The 14,461-nt window shown below is 57.5% G+C and carries 11 protein-coding genes and 1 pseudogene; 3 read left to right on the forward strand and 9 right to left on the reverse strand.

The window, feature by feature from the left end:
* Window positions 1–10 precede the first annotated feature (10 nt).
* Complete coding sequence (gene lpdA, locus GHO32_RS20245) at window positions 11–1,486, forward strand: dihydrolipoyl dehydrogenase (protein ID WP_218576902.1); 1,476 nt, start codon at window positions 11–13, stop codon at window positions 1,484–1,486.
* A 57-nt stretch (window positions 1,487–1,543) separates the two neighbouring features.
* Here lpdA and GHO32_RS20250 read toward each other — a convergent pair whose 3' ends face one another.
* Complete coding sequence (locus tag GHO32_RS20250; protein ID WP_153334920.1) at window positions 1,544–2,284, reverse strand: SDR family oxidoreductase; 741 nt, start codon at window positions 2,282–2,284, stop codon at window positions 1,544–1,546.
* Between the two features lie 492 nt (window positions 2,285–2,776).
* Between GHO32_RS20250 and GHO32_RS27240 the strand changes: the two genes are divergently transcribed.
* Window positions 2,777–3,715: an AEC family transporter gene (locus GHO32_RS27240; RefSeq protein WP_368668514.1), complete on the forward strand. Its 939-nt coding sequence runs from the start codon at window positions 2,777–2,779 to the stop codon at window positions 3,713–3,715.
* 27 nt (window positions 3,716–3,742) lie between these two features.
* Here the strand turns inward: GHO32_RS27240 and lldD are convergent, their stop codons facing one another.
* On the reverse strand, window positions 3,743–4,885 hold the full coding sequence (gene lldD / locus GHO32_RS20260; RefSeq protein ID WP_153334922.1) for an FMN-dependent L-lactate dehydrogenase LldD: 1,143 nt from the start codon (window positions 4,883–4,885) through the stop codon (window positions 3,743–3,745).
* 132 nt (window positions 4,886–5,017) lie between these two features.
* Between lldD and GHO32_RS20265 the strand changes: the two genes are divergently transcribed.
* Window positions 5,018–5,899, forward strand: a complete 882-nt coding sequence (locus GHO32_RS20265; protein WP_153334923.1) for a LysR family transcriptional regulator — start codon at window positions 5,018–5,020, stop codon at window positions 5,897–5,899.
* 63 nt (window positions 5,900–5,962) lie between these two features.
* Here GHO32_RS20265 and GHO32_RS20270 read toward each other — a convergent pair whose 3' ends face one another.
* From GHO32_RS20270 to GHO32_RS26510, 7 genes and pseudogenes are all read right to left on the reverse strand, one after another.
* Window positions 5,963–7,120: a MalY/PatB family protein gene (locus tag GHO32_RS20270; RefSeq protein ID WP_153334924.1), complete on the reverse strand. Its 1,158-nt coding sequence runs from the start codon at window positions 7,118–7,120 to the stop codon at window positions 5,963–5,965.
* Window positions 7,121–7,146: 26 nt separating this feature from the next.
* Entirely contained in the window at window positions 7,147–7,728 is a 582-nt protein-coding gene (locus GHO32_RS20275; RefSeq protein WP_153334925.1) for a hypothetical protein, read from the reverse strand.
* A gap of 367 nt (window positions 7,729–8,095) precedes the next feature.
* A complete protein-coding gene (locus GHO32_RS20280) occupies window positions 8,096–8,422 on the reverse strand; it encodes a hypothetical protein (protein ID WP_153334926.1) in 327 nt (108 codons plus the stop codon).
* Entirely contained in the window at window positions 8,419–8,850 is a 432-nt protein-coding gene (locus GHO32_RS26665; RefSeq protein WP_371924562.1) for an RHS repeat-associated core domain-containing protein, read from the reverse strand. Before GHO32_RS26665 ends, GHO32_RS20280 begins: the two co-directional genes overlap by 4 nt.
* Window positions 8,851–8,867: 17 nt before the next feature.
* On the reverse strand, window positions 8,868–9,458 hold the full coding sequence (locus tag GHO32_RS20290) for a hypothetical protein (RefSeq protein ID WP_153338365.1): 591 nt from the start codon (window positions 9,456–9,458) through the stop codon (window positions 8,868–8,870).
* 1 nt (window position 9,459) lies between these two features.
* Window positions 9,460–14,046, reverse strand: coding sequence for an RHS repeat-associated core domain-containing protein (locus tag GHO32_RS20295; RefSeq protein WP_153442975.1), 4,587 nt, complete (start codon window positions 14,044–14,046; stop codon window positions 9,460–9,462).
* Window positions 14,043–14,461, reverse strand: a pseudogene (locus GHO32_RS26510) (type VI secretion system tip protein VgrG); the annotation flags it as partial. The pseudogene GHO32_RS26510 and the gene GHO32_RS20295, both read right to left, overlap by 4 nt.

A 14,461-nucleotide genomic window follows, 5' to 3' on the forward strand; every position in this document is an offset into this window, starting at 1 on the left:
TAGGGCGCACATGAGTCAGGTGAACGATGTGAGTGTTGAGTGCGATGTGCTGGTGCTGGGTGGTGGCCCCGGCGGCTATTCGGCGGCCTTTCGCTCGGCCGATCTGGGCCAGAAAACCCTGCTGGTTGAGCGCTATGCCACCTTGGGCGGCGTGTGTCTGAATGTCGGCTGCATCCCCTCCAAAGCGTTGCTGCATATCGCTGCGGTGATGGAGGAAGTGCCGCACTTGGCCGCCATGGGCATTGAGTTTGGTGTTGGCCAGGTTGATCTAGGCACGTTGCGCCGTCACAAAGAGGCGGTGGTCGACACACTGACCAGCGGGCTGGCGGGCATGGCCAAGGGGCGAAAGGTTGAGGTTGTGCGTGGGGTGGGGCGTTTTCTGGACCCGCATCACCTTGAGGTCTCGCTGTGCTCGGGCGCAGGTCTTGAGCTGACGGGTGAAAAGCAGGTGATCCGGTTCAAACAGTGCGTGATTGCTGCCGGTAGTCAACCGATGACGTTGCCGTTCATGCCGGATGATCCACGCATCGTGGACTCCACCGGCGCCCTTGAACTCAAGGCGCTGCCCAAGCGCATGCTGGTGGTGGGCGGCGGGATTATCGGCCTGGAAATGGCCACCGTCTATTCGGCCCTTGGTGCACGCATCGACGTGGTCGAAAGGCTGGATGGCCTGATGCAGGGGCCTGATCGCGACCTGGTCAAGGTCTGGCAGCAGTACAACCAACAGCGTTTTGATCGGGTGATGGTCAATACCCGCACGTTGAGCGCCGAGGCCAGCGAACAGGGCATCTGGGTGAGCTTTGACGGTGAGCAAGCGCCTGCCGAACCGCAGTGTTATGACTTGGTGCTGGTCGCGGTCGGGCGCAAACCCAATGGCGACCGGATCGGCGCTGACAAGGCCGGTGTCCATGTGGATGAGCGCGGGTTTATCCGCGTCGACAAGCAGATGCGCAGCACTGTGCCGCACATCTTCGCGATCGGTGACATTGTTGGCCAGCCCATGCTGGCGCACAAAGCCGTGCACGAAGGCCATGTCGCCGCCGAAGTGGCGGCGGGTGAGGCCCTGAATAACCCTGAGCTGGCGTGCAGCCATTTTGATGCGTTGCAGATCCCCGGGGTTGCCTACACCAACCCGGAGGTGGCGTGGGCCGGGCTGACTCAGCAAGAAGCCAAAGCCCAAGGCATCAAGGTAGAGGTGGCGGTGTTCCCGTGGGCCGCATCAGGCCGCGCGATTGCCAACGGCCGCGATGAAGGCCTGACCAAACTGGTGTTCGATGCCGACACGCGGCGTGTGATCGGCGGCGGCATTGTCGGCACCGGGGCGGGTGATTTGATCAGTGAAGTGTGCCTGGCCATCGAAATGGGGGCCGACGCCCTGGACATCGGCAAGACCCTTCACCCGCACCCCACCTTGGGTGAGACGGTCGGCATGGCTGCCGAGGTTGCCTTCGGCAGTTGCACCGACTTGCCTGCGCGCAGGCGTTAGAACGCTGTTTTGGGCCTGTTTGCTGCCAACCGCGCGGGAGGCAGGCTCAGCCCCTTATCAAATAATCCCGCCGTTGGCGCGCAAGGTCTGGCCGTTGATCCAGGCACCGTCCGGACCCGAGAGGAACGACACAACTGCTGCGATATCTGCAGGCTCGCCCAGGCGTTCCAGCGGCGCCAGTTTGGCCAGGCGATCGATCACCTCCTGAGGTTTGCCGTTAAGGAACAGGTCGGTTGCCGTCGGGCCGGGGGCCACGGCGTTGATGGTGATGTTGCGGCCGCGCAGTTCCTTGGCCAGAACGCTGGTCATGGCTTCTACTGCGGCTTTGGTGGCGGCATAGATCGAATAGGTCGGTTGCAGCAGGGCGGTCACGCTGGAAGAAAAGTTGATGATCCGCCCGCCATCACGCAGGTGCCTGGTGGCTTCGCGCAAGGTATTGAAGGTGCCTTTGACGTTGATCGCCAGCAGTCGGTCGAAGGTCGCGTCGTCGGTGTCGCCCAAGGGGGCCAGCGCCATGATCCCTGCGTTGTTGACCAGCACATCGACGCCGCCGAAGGTGTCGAGGGTGGTTTTGAACAGTTGCCGGACCGCCGCACTGTCGCTGATATCGGCCTGAACCGCGAGCGCGCTGCCACCCTGCTGAGTGATCTTATCGACCAGAGCGTGGGCTGGCACCGCATTGCCCGAATAGTTGACCACCACTGCGAAACCATCGTAGGCAAGGCGCTCGGCAATGGCTGCGCCAATGCCCCGTGAGGATCCGGTAACGATGGCGACTTTTTTGCTGGACGTGTTCATGAGTTAAAACCCTTAAGAAAATAACCTGGCCCCCGGAACGCCTGCGTAGTCGTGCGGGTGAGCTGAAGCGTGCTCTGTCTAAAGGTTTGCATGTTCGTTGGGCTGAATAAATAGGGCTTGACTGCAATCTCTATTCGGAAAATCACAATAATGTTGCGCGCCGCTCAGATCGAAAATGAAGAATAAGTCATGTTTTTTAATTTGCTGAACAACGGTAGCTCAATTACTTTCCGCTGACTTTGAAACCGACAGCGCGTTAGCGCGTGACCGGCTCAAACGGCGCAACACCCCAGCACAACTGCTGCTCGACACGGTTGATAAACCGCCTGTGTATGGGCGCCCAGGCCTAGGCCATCTGATCCGCAGTATTGACCCCGAATTCATCGCCCGCGTGTGCAACGTTCGGTAGCCGCAGTTACCGGGTGTGATGTCGCGTGCCGAACGTGTCGGGATCACACTCCAGAGATAAAAATAAAGTCGAGGATTCAAGAAGTGTTAGACAGGATAGTAGGGCCTCTTTTGCCTGTTGCATGCGTCATCCTCCTCGGCTTCATCGCCGGTAAGCGCGGGAAGTTAACCCACTCGGACAGCTTGTTGATCAGCCGCCTGGTGCTCGGCTGGATCATGCCGGCTCTGCTTTTCGTTGGCATGGCGAACACGCCGCGGGCGCAGCTTTTGGACTTCAAGTACATTTTCGCGACGGTGATTGGCATCATTGGCATGTTCCTGCTGGCGCTGGGCATTGGCTGGCTGCGCCTTCGCGACCTCAAGGCGGCGACCCTCAAAGGGCTGGTCAACGGTTTTCCGGATGCCGCGTTTATGGGGATCCCCATCCTGGGTGCCATGTACGGGCCGCAGAGCATCTATTCGGTGCTCGTCTTAAACCTTGTCGCAACCTTGATCATGATCCCCCTGACCATCACGTTGCTGACTATCGCCGATGGCAAAGGCAGCGGTGTTCAGGCGTTTGTGTCGAGCCTGTCAACGGCAGTGCGCCGACCGCTGGTATGGGCGCCTGCGCTGGGCATTCTGTTGTCTATGCTGGAGTTTAAATTGCCCGCCGTGGCCGCCGAGTCGTTCAACCTTCTGGGCAAGGCGACACCTGGGGTTTCGCTGTTCTGTCTGGGTTTGATCATGTCTACCGACACGCTGAAGATGTCGGGTGAGGTATGGACCAATCTGGGGCTCAAGCTGTTTATTCAGCCGGCCTTGATGTTTGGGGCGATGGTGGTACTGGGCAGGCACGGTTTGTTTGCCCAGCAAATGATTTTGTTGAGTGCGCTGCCCTCGGCGACGATACCGGCCATGTTCGCCAACCAGGCCGGTGTGTATCAGAGCGAGGCCGCGACCTCCATCTTGATCAGTACCGTGTTGTCGATCGTCACGTTTTCTGCCGCCATCTACCTCATAGACGGCGGGCTGGCTGCCTGATCACTGCATCTGGCCGGGAGCGAATTCTCAATAATCGCCATGGGTCAGGGTTGAGCGGTCGATCTGGTCAATCGACGTAACACCTGTGAGCGTCATGGCGACGCGCATTTCCTTGCTGAAGATATCCAGCAGGTTTTCAACCCCGTGTTGCCCGTCAGCCGCCAGTGCATAAGCGCTGGAGCGCCCCAGCAAGCATCCTTTTGCGCCCAGTGCCAGCATGCGCACTACGTCCAGCCCGGATCGAATACCGGAGTCGACGAGGACGGTCAGGTCATCGCCCACGCTGTCGGCAATCGCGGGCAAGGCTTTGGCGGTGGACAGCACGCCATCGAGTTGGCGGCCACCATGGTTGGAGACAACGATGCCGTCGGCGCCGAAACTCACCGCATCCTTGGCGTCCTGCGGGTCCAGGATGCCCTTGATGATCATCGGGCCTTTCCAGAACTCACGAATCCATTCCAAGTCTTTCCAACTGATGGACGCGTCGAAATTGTTGGCCAGCCAGCCGATGTAGTCCTCCAGCGTGGTTGGTTTGCCCCGGTATTTAGTGATATTGCCCAAGTCGTGAGGGCGACCCAACAGACCCACATCGAGCGCCCAGCCTGGCTTGGTCATGGCTTGCAAGATGCGCCGCGAGGAGGCGTACGGCCCGGACATCCCGGAGTGGGCATCCCGGTAGCGTGCGCCTGGGGTGGGCATGTCAACGGTAAACACCAGGGTCGTTACGCCCGCTGCCTGGGCACGCTCAAGCGCGTTGCGCATAAAGCCGCGGTCTTTGAGCACGTACAACTGAAACCAGATCGCCTGCGGGCTCTGCGACGCCACCTCTTCAATGGAGCACACCGACACCGTCGACAGGCAATAAGGGATACCTTTGTTGGCGGCAGCCTTGGCCACCTGCACTTCACCGCGACGGGCGAACATGCCGGTCAGGCCGACCGGGCTGAGGATGACCGGCATTGCGTGTTCCTGGCCAAACAGCGTGGTCTTGAGGCTCAGGCTCTCGACATTACGCAGGATGCGTTGACGCAAGCTGATAGACGAGAGGTCGGCGCTGTTGGCGCGCAGGGTGTGCTCGGCGTAGGCACCACCGTCGATGTAGTCGAACAGAAAGCGCGGCAACTTGCGTTTAGCGGCTTCACGATAATCGGAAGCGGATGAAATAATCATGTCAATCATTCCTCAAAAACCAGATGAGCTCAGTGACCGCGCCGTGTCGCCGAGGTGGGTTCAAGATAGGCAAAAACCAATTATGATAAAAACGACTTTTATTCCTTATGTTAAGTCGAAATTGGAATACCTATGAATCTGAGAACGTTGCGAGCCTTTGTCGAGGTTGTACGCCAGGGCGGGTTCTCGCAGGCGGCGCAGGTAGTGTCACTGACGCAGTCCACCGTCAGCAAGGCGGTCAAGTCCCTTGAAGACGAGTTGGGCACGCCCTTGTTTAACCGCGCCGGTCACAAAGTCGAGCTCACGGCCGCCGGTGAGATCGCCTACCGGCGTGCGCTTGTTTTGCTCTCTGAGCGTAGTGACATGCTCGCTGAAATCAACGAACTGCTCGACCTCAAGCGTGGCAGGTTGCGCATCGGCTTGCCACCGGTGGGCTGTGGCGTGCTGTTTGCGGCGATGTTTGCCACGTACCGCAAGCGCTATCCGCAGGTCGACATCGAACTGATTGAGCATGGCAGCAAACGCCTTCAAGAATGCCTTGAGGCCGGAGAGGTTGACCTGGCGGCGCTGTTGATTCCGATGGATGAGGCGTTTGATTATCAGGCTGTGCGCAATGAGCCGTTGATTGTGGTGCTGCCGGCAGGTCATGCGCTTTCGCGGCGCAAGCGCATTGATTTTACTGATCTCGCGGACTCGCCCTTCATTCTGTTTGAAGCGGGGTTTGCACTGAACGCAAAGATCATGGCCGCCTGCGAGCGAAAAGGCGTAGTGCCGCGTGTTACGGCCCGCAGCGGGCAGATCGACTTTATCGTCGACCTGGTGGCGGCGGATCTGGGCGTGGCCTTCTTACCGCGCATGCTGGCGCACAAACACCAACATGCGGGCATTGCTCTGGTGCCGCTGGATGAACCGCACACTGACTGGCACATCGCCCTGGCCTGGCGTGCCAACGCACACTTGCCACCCGCCGCCAAAGCCTGGCTGGAACTGGCCAGGGAAATGAACATCGGGTAATCGCTGCTGAGGTATGAAGGCTGCGATCTTTTAATATCAAAAGATCGCGAGGCAAGCTCGCTCCTACGGTTTTGTGGTGCCCCGCAGGCTGCGTTCCATCCGGGCCAGACCTTCTTCCAGGGTTGAGCGCGGGCAACCGAAATTGAGCCTTACAAACTGCTGACAGGCTGCGCCGAACTCAGTCCCGGCGCTCAGGGCAACCTTGGCTTCTTCGAGGAAAAAACGTTGCGGGTCGTCCAGGCCCAGGGCCGAGCAGTCCAGCCAGGCCAGGTAAGTGCTTTGCGGCGCCTGCAAGGTAATGCCCGGCAGCCGCGAGCGCACGGCCTCAAGCAGATAATCACGGTTACCCTGCAGGTAAGCCAGCAGCTCGATCAACCACGGTTTGGCATCGGCGTAGGCGGCGCGAGTGGCTTCCAGCCCCAAGGCATTCACACTGTCGACCATGCCGGCGCGGGCGTTATCAAACCGCTCACGCAGCTGCGGGTTCTGGATCACCGCAAACGCGGTCTTCAGACCGGCGATGTTATAGGCCTTGCTGGCTGACATCAGAGTCACCGTGCGTTGAGCGAACTGCGGATCAAGTGACGCAACAGGCACATGGCGCAGACCATCGAATTGCAGATCGGCGTGAATTTCGTCGCTGATGATCAGCGCATTGTGCTCGACACAGGCATGACCAATATCTGTCAGTTCGCCGGCAGAAAAGCTTTTGCCTAACGGATTGTGCGGGTTGCTCAACAGCAGCGCACCGGCGCTGGCCAACGCCTCGTGCAGTGCCGGGATATCGGTATAGCAGTGGCCTTGGACATCGGCCTGGAACGGCAACTCAATGCTTGGCAACTGCCAATGGCTGGCGGCATTACGCAGCGGCGAATAGTTTGGGGTCTGCACAACCACACCCGCACCCGGTTCGATCAATGAGCGCAGCGCCATACTGACACCGGGCTCGATACCCGGCAGAAACACCAGATCCTGAGGTTCGATCCGCCAGGCATAGTTATGCCAAAGGTAATCAACCAGCGTGTGGCGCAACGCGTCGGTAGCCAGGCAATAACCGAAAGCAGGGTGTGCGATGCGCTGTTGCAAGGCCTGCTGAATGACCGGCGCGACGGCAAAATCCATGTCCGCGACCCACATCGGCAGAACCTCATCCGGATAGCGGCCCCATTTTTTACTGCCGCTGCCGGCACGATCCAGCAGCGTATCGAAGTCAAAAGTCATGCTGTTCTCAAAAGAGTCAAAAGGTGTCAGCGCAAGGCATACACCGCCGAATGGGGCGCTTGGATAGTGTTATTGAAACGGGCGTCATAGTACGCACCGTTGGCACCAAACGGCCACTGTCTGGTGTTAAAAGACGATGGGTTATGCGGGGTGGGAGTGTTGATCGGTTTTAGGTTTGGAGGGTCGGGATTGCGCCGTGTTGGTCGGCGGGTTTCATGGGGGCGAGATGCGTAAGCCAGGTTGTCGCCGTCCCAGCCGTAGATGTTTCGGCCGCAATCGTATTGGGCGTTGAGCGTGCGTTGTTGCTGCTCGATCCACGCCGGGCCGTCGCCGGGGCTGGGCGGGCAGTGGGCTTTGGAGTAATTGGCTACGCGTCGCCCCAGTGCGTCGTAGGCGAAGTCGGCGGTCAGACGATCGTCTTCGTAGCGGGTCAGGCGGTCGTAGAGGTCCCAGGTGAAGCGGGCTTTTTTGCCGTTGTCGAGGCGTTCAAGCAGGTTGCCACGGGCGTCGTAGGTATAGTGCTGGCCGAGGTAGTCGCACAGTCTGCTGGCAGGGTAGATGGCGAAGGTTTGTCTTAATACTTGCAGGCATTGACAACGGGAGGCCAATGCCGGTGTTGCCCGACTGTTAAAGAGCTATGAACTTTATGGTCAGCGCTGCAACCATACTTGTGAGTCACTGGTGATCAGTCCGGTACCGCGAAGGTCTTCATAACTTGCAGTGCTCCCCTTACGTCGCTGACGGAATAGGTACTTTTTTATAAGTATTGGATATGACCTCTTGTGCAAGTGACATGCATCACCAGGTAACCTTAGTCTGTTATTGTCTTCATATTGAAGCCTGCATGTGAGGATGGATTCGTTCACTGAACTATCCGAATGCCATCAGTAATAAGTTCAAAAATGCAGTGTGAATATCAATTTGTCCAGAGCGGATCGTTGATAGTGAGTAGCTTCCCTCGATCTGAAGGTATGTTTATTTTTTTGTAAACTGTTCAATGTCATCTAAAGCATCTTCGGCCCTGCCTGAGAATTCTTTGTCCTTCAGGAGTTTTTTTAGCAGGGGGATGGTGGTGTTTTCATTGATTACGCCATGAAGTCGTGCTATGTGCCCTAAGCATGTAATTGCTAGCCCTGTTATGTTTGAGCTTTTTTTCAGATTAATTTGTTCGATGCATTTTTTTTGAATCCACCCGGGATCATTTACGTTGAAAGTCATGTGCATGATTGAGTCTAGGATGGTTTGCTCATCATTAGATTTGAGTAGTAGTTCTATATCTGGTTTTTGATGTGGCTCTATCATGGCTGTCTCCTTATTTTTCCTTTTCTAGCTACTTGTTGTGCTCTTCTTAGCGTGTTTTGCTGGTCGGTGTGCAAATCACACCAGCATCTAACATGACCATGATATTCCTCATCTGAATTGGGGGTTGCTTGGGTTCTGTCAAGAATTATTAACTCGTTATTTTCAATGTCAATTCCAATTCTTCGAGGCGATGATTCTTTGACTTGAGAAGAGTTATCCAATGCAGCTTGTCCATTTGATGGCGCTCTACTCTTAATTGGATTGTCTGTAGCTCCATGATAAGGAGCGTTTCTATAAACTCGAGCCAACCCAAACGAATCAACCCACCCCACCGGATTCGGCGCATACGCATAGACATTCAGCCCACCCGAAAACCCTATCGGGTCTTTGCTGATAAACCGTCCGACTTGCGGATCGATAGTATCGATAGCGGTTTTATTGCAGGCTACTTATAGTCTTGAGTTATATCCTTGTTTTTTGGTTGGAGTTGTAATAATTTTTCACTGTCGTATGTTGGACGATATCCGGGATTTATATTCTTGTGTTTGTACTCGCCCGATCCGATGAATCTGTGCCAATTTTTGCCAGAGGCTAGGGCGGAATCAGTCCAATAGTGATTCTTTACGATGTCTCCATTTGTGTTTTTAACATTTGCGTGCGCATATTTTTTGAGTATTTTATGTAATTCTTTTTTTGCGATCTTCGCCGTAAGTGAAGTGTCTGCGCCGTAGTGTGAGGCTCCAATTGCATGTTCATCTTCGCCGCCATATTTAATGTCTACAAAACCAATACGTTGACTTCGGGAGATGTTAATTTGTTTTTTATTTAGGATTGGCCCTTCATCTTCGTGTTTTCCAGCAAGCAGGGAAAGCGATTTTGAGGTGCCCGGACTCCACGATGAGGGAGAGTTGATGTCTACTTTTATATATGGATGATCGTAACTTTCTGAACGATAGAGATTTAGGTTGGATATTTCAAGCAGCTTTATGTTGATGAGTATGAAGTCATTAAGGGTCATGAATACATTAATATCCATTTTACTTTCTTTTCCTTGTTGGGCATGGGCAGTATGGCCTGAATTGAACCTCGGCAGCAATATCGTTGTCTGCGGTTTTATTTTGTAAGTCGTCCATTGCAAGTGTTTCGCGAGGTACGGGTGTTCCGTCTGCTTTTGTTCTTCCAACATTACCATAAATTATTTTCCCGTCCTTTTGTTCAATAATTATATCCGGCCTGCGACCCTGTTTTTGTCCACCTGGTGTGGGAATTAGTACCTCTTTTTGGAGCCCACCTCCCGCTTTTACTAAACCTCCGGCCTCGGTGGCTTCACGCCCCCATTGGGCGATAACTTCATTGTGTGGTCCTTGACCACCAGGTACCGGACCGCGTTTAGCCAACCCAAACGGATCAACCCACCCCACCGGATTCGGCGCATACGCATAGACATTCAGCCCGCCCGCAAACCCTATCGGATCCTTGCTGATAAACCTCCCGACTTGCGGATCATAGTACCGATAGCGGTTGTAGTGCAGCCCGGTTTCGGTGTCGAAGTACTGCCCTTGAAAGCGCAGCGGGTTGCGGATGTTTTCGCGTATTGCGCTGCCGGTACGCTTCTCTTTGGCCAACCCCCACGCTTGATACGTCGCACTCCAGGCAATCTCACCGCGTTGGTCGGTGAGTTCCATGGGCGTGCCGAGGTGGTCGCATTGGTACCAGGCCATGGCGTTGAACGGTTTCGCCACGGGTTGGTGTTGCCACAGCGGGTCGCGGTCGATGTGGTAGCCGTTTTCATGGCTTGGCTCGCGCACTAGCGACAGGCTGCGGTTTTCGACGGTTTGGGCGACGGGGACAAAGCTGCCCGGTTCGTAGAAGTAGTGGATCAGACGTCGTTCGCCGGGGTTGTCGCTGTAGCGTGTTTCATAAGCGAGGGTGTCGCCGTCCCAGCCGTAGATGTTTTGGCCGCAGTCGTATTGGGCGTTGAGCGTGCGCTGTTGCTGCTCGATCCACGCCGGGCCGGCGCCGGGGCTGGGCGGGCAGTGGGCTTTGGAGTATTTGGCTACGCGTCGCCCCAGTGCGTCGTAGGCGAAGTCGGCGGTCAGGCGGTCGTCTTCGTAGCGGGTCAGGCGGTCGTAGAGGTCCCAGGTGAAGCGGGCTTTTTTGCCGTTGTCGAGGCGTTCAAGCAGGTTGCCACGGGCGTCGTAGGTGTAGTGCTGGCCGACGTAGTCGCGCAGCAGGTTGTCGAGGAGCTTGGGCGGCGGGTGGTGGATGGGCCGGCGCGGGGCCTTGGGGTCTAGCAGGTTGCTGGCCGGGTCGAAGGCGAAGGTTTCTTCGCCTTTGAGGGTGGTGGCGCTGAGCAAACGGCCGAGCGGGTCGTAACGGTAGTTGATGTCGCCACGGCGGTTGTCGTGCAGGTCGGTCAACTGCCCGGCATCGTCATAGCGGTAGTTGCGCACCAATAGGCGCTTGCTTGAGCCGCTAAGGGCTACAGTTTGTTCGTGCAACTGGCCGTTGGGCGTCCAACTCTGGCGCTGTTTTAGGCCGTTGCCTTGGTGGCGGACTATTTCGCGATGCAGGTCGTCGCGCTGGTAGCTGAGCAGTTCGATGTCGTCGACTTTCATCGCCAGCAAGTGGCCGCTGCCGTAGGTCAGCCAACTGACCCGGTGGCCGTCGGGGCGGGTGGTGGCGATGCGTTGGTTGAGGGTGTCGTACTCGTGCTGCCAGATGGCGACGTGGCAGGGTTTGTAGAGGTGCAGGTGCTGATGTTCGCGGGTGTTGTTGCCCGCCGCATCGTAAAACCACTGCAGTTTGCAGGTCGGGTTGGTGGCCAGCAACAGGTTGCCGTTGCCATCGTAGGCAAAGGTTTCGGTTTGCCATTGCTTACCACCCTGGTAGGCGGCGTGGCGGGCGCTCAGGCGGCCGAGCGGGTCGTAGTCGTATCGCAAGACCCGGTCGCCGTCAGATCGGTGGGTTGGCTGTTGGCTGCCGTTCTCGTACTGGTAGTGAATGGTTTGCCGGTCGAAGCCGGTTTCGCTCAGCAGTTTGCCTGCCGGGTCGTAGGCGAAGGTGGCTGTGCTGTTGTTCTCGTTACGCAGTTCCAGTAATTGGCCGAGCTTGTCCCAGCGGTAGGCCAGGGTGCTGCCGTCGGCCTGCTGGCGTTGCTGGATTAATCCGGCTTCGTTGTAGTGCCACACGGTGCGCTGGCGCAGGGCGTCGGTGTGGCTGAGCAGGCGACCTTCGGCGTCGCGCTCGAAATGCTCTTCGGTGTTGTCTGGCAGGGTCAGGCGCACCAGTTGCCCGGCGCTGTAATGGTAGGCGGTAATGTTGCCCGCAGCGTCGGTAAAACGGCTGAGCTGGCCGAGGGCGTTGTACTGCCACTGGCTGACTTTGCCCGAGCAGTCGGTGTAGCGGGTCAGTTGGCCGTCGGCGTTGTAGGCCAGGTGTTTGCTGCCGCCGAGGGCGTCGGTAATGAGCACCGGCAGGTTGTCACTGTTGTAGGCGTAGCAGGTTGTGTTCTCCAGCGGGTCGAGGGTTTCGATGATGTTGCCGCGCGGGTCGTAGTCATATTTCCACAGGCCGCCTTCGGCATCGCGGGTCTTGAAGCGCTGGTCCTGGTCGTCGTAGGCGTGGTGAATGCTGCTGCCGTCGGCACGGGTGTGTTGCAGCAGGTTGCCGCCATCATCGTAGGCGTATGAATCGGTGCTGCCATCGGTGTGAATATGGCGGGTGACGTTTTTGGCGGCGTCGCGAAACAGCCACTCTTCGTTGCCGTCGGGGTAAATGATGCGGTAGGTGTAGCCAAGAATGTCGTAGTAGTGCCAGGTCTCTTGACCCAGGGCGTCGGTGACGTAGGTCAGGCGGATGTTGGGGTCCCATTCCAGGCGGGTGTCGTAGCTGCCGTCGTCGGCCCACTCGCGCACGGCTTTGGCGTCCGGACCGTCGCCTTGCCATTGCAGATTCATGCCGCGCCCGGTGCGGTCGGTGTAGCGGGTGATCAGGTGATGTTGATATTGATACGCCCACTGCGCGGCGTTTTCGTCGCGGGCAGCGCGCAGATCGCCGTGTTCGTCATAGTCGTAGCCCGCCAGTTGGCGCAAGGGCGCGCCTTCGTGCATCAGCCACAGGGCGTTGATGCGGCCGTGGTCGTCGAGCTGGGTGTGGATGTGTTGGTGCGGGGTGTCGCTCTGGTAGGTGATCAGGTCCGACAGCACGGCCTGGCCTGCGTGCTGGTGGTCATAGTGCAGGGTGACGCGGGCGCCGCCGCGCAGGGTGATGGCGGTGAGGCAGAAGTGTTTGCCGATGCGCTGGTAGTGTTCTTGGCTTTGATGCCCGCGGGCCAACGACAATTCATGCTCGCTGGTGCGTACCAGCACGACATCTTCTATCGGGTCGTGGTGAAACTTGCCCGGTTTGGGCAATGGATAGTCATGACTGCGTCCATCGTCGGCGTGGTACACCAGCCCTTTGTGACGAACCTCAAAAAACATGGAATAAGGGGTAGCCCAGCGCGCGCCGAATGCCCCGCTGTCAAGCGCTGACTGGCTTGAGCGATAGGCCCGCGACCACTCGATCGGGAAAGGCCCGGCAAGCGTAAAGTCGGTGTGGGCGAGGTATTCGCTGCCACGGGCGAAGCTGATGCTGTGGCCAGTGACCGGGCAGACGACATTTTTAGCGCAATTGGCATCTTTGCGCGCAGGGGCCTGGCGGCCAGTGGCGCCAAGGTTTCCTTGACCGCTGGTACTTCTGGCGTGTGCCGAGTGAGTCACAGGAACGTTTGCGTTGAGGTCTCTGCGTTTCTTTTTGGTGGCCTTGCTAAGTACTGAGAGCAAGTAGCCAACACTGTGTTCGGTGTTGACGTCTGCCAGTGCGGCCAACTGGCTGTTCACTTCCTTGGCGAGTTGACGCAGAAGCCCGGTATTGAAGAGAGCAAGTCTTTTAATGTCTTCAGGGATGTAGCCGCTGGCACTGTTCAGGGCGCTTACAGCTGCTTTACCCGGCGCGTGGGTAATGGCGCTACCGATCAGTTTAAGCAGTGAGGTTGAGTCGCTGGTGGGCGGCTCCTTGTAGTGAAGGGTGCCGTTGACGAGATCTTCGATGCTCTGCGCGAAGCTGAGCAGTATTTCTTGGCCCTTGGCACCGGCTCTTTTCAGCATGTCGTCGAGCTGGGCTTGGGCTTTTTCCACAAAGTCTTCAAGCGAGCCAAGGATGGTGGCGTTCAAGTGGCTGACCAGAACGCTGATGAGTGCGTCACCGAGCACGGCTTTGGGGTTCTGGTTAACTTTCTGTCGTACGAGAAAAAGCGTTGGGCGCAAACTGGTGCGCGCGCCTGCCATGAAGGGCGGGGCCGGGATGATTCCGATCAGGTTGATGGCCAGACTGACCCAGTCGAGCAGATGGCGTTTTTCACTGCGGGCGAGGGTGATGATGTCGTTGACCGCATCAATAGCGGCCATGATGTTGTTGATGATCGGGATGTAGTTAGCGACCGTTTTCAGCCCTTGCAGGGTGATCCGGTCGCCGCTGATTTCTCGCAGCCAGGTATCGACACTATTTGCGCCTTTTTTCAGGTCTTCGGCGCCAATAGTGTCCAGTGGCGCAATGGCGACTTGGCCTTGGCGAGTACTCATTGGCCTTGCTCCCGGGTGGCGTGCGCTGCCAGCAGGGTGTGCGCAATCTGAGTGGCGGCTTTGCCGGGCAATGTCGGGGATGTCGAGTCGAAGTCCGGGGCATGGGGCTTGCCGATGTAACTGCTTAACGCCCAGGTGTCCGAGGGGTCTTTGCCCAGCTGTACTTTGGCCGGGCCGGGGGCGAGGCCTGCCACGGCAGCGTGGCCCTGCGCGTTGAGCGTGCCCGTGAAGATTTGGCCTAATGCGTCCTCTACTTGATAAGCCGCGCCTTTAAAGGCGTGCTGGCTTGCATAGTGTTGAAACAATTCCAGATTGCCCTGGCCGCTCTTCGGCTCACCGGGAAACGCCGCGGCCTGGCTTTGCGCGTTTTTATAGGCAAAGTTACTGGCATGGGCGATGTATTGGCCGCTAGTGG

The organism is Pseudomonas sp. FSL R10-2189, from assembly GCF_009600325.1.
GTDB classification, from domain to species: domain Bacteria; phylum Pseudomonadota; class Gammaproteobacteria; order Pseudomonadales; family Pseudomonadaceae; genus Aquipseudomonas; species Aquipseudomonas helleri.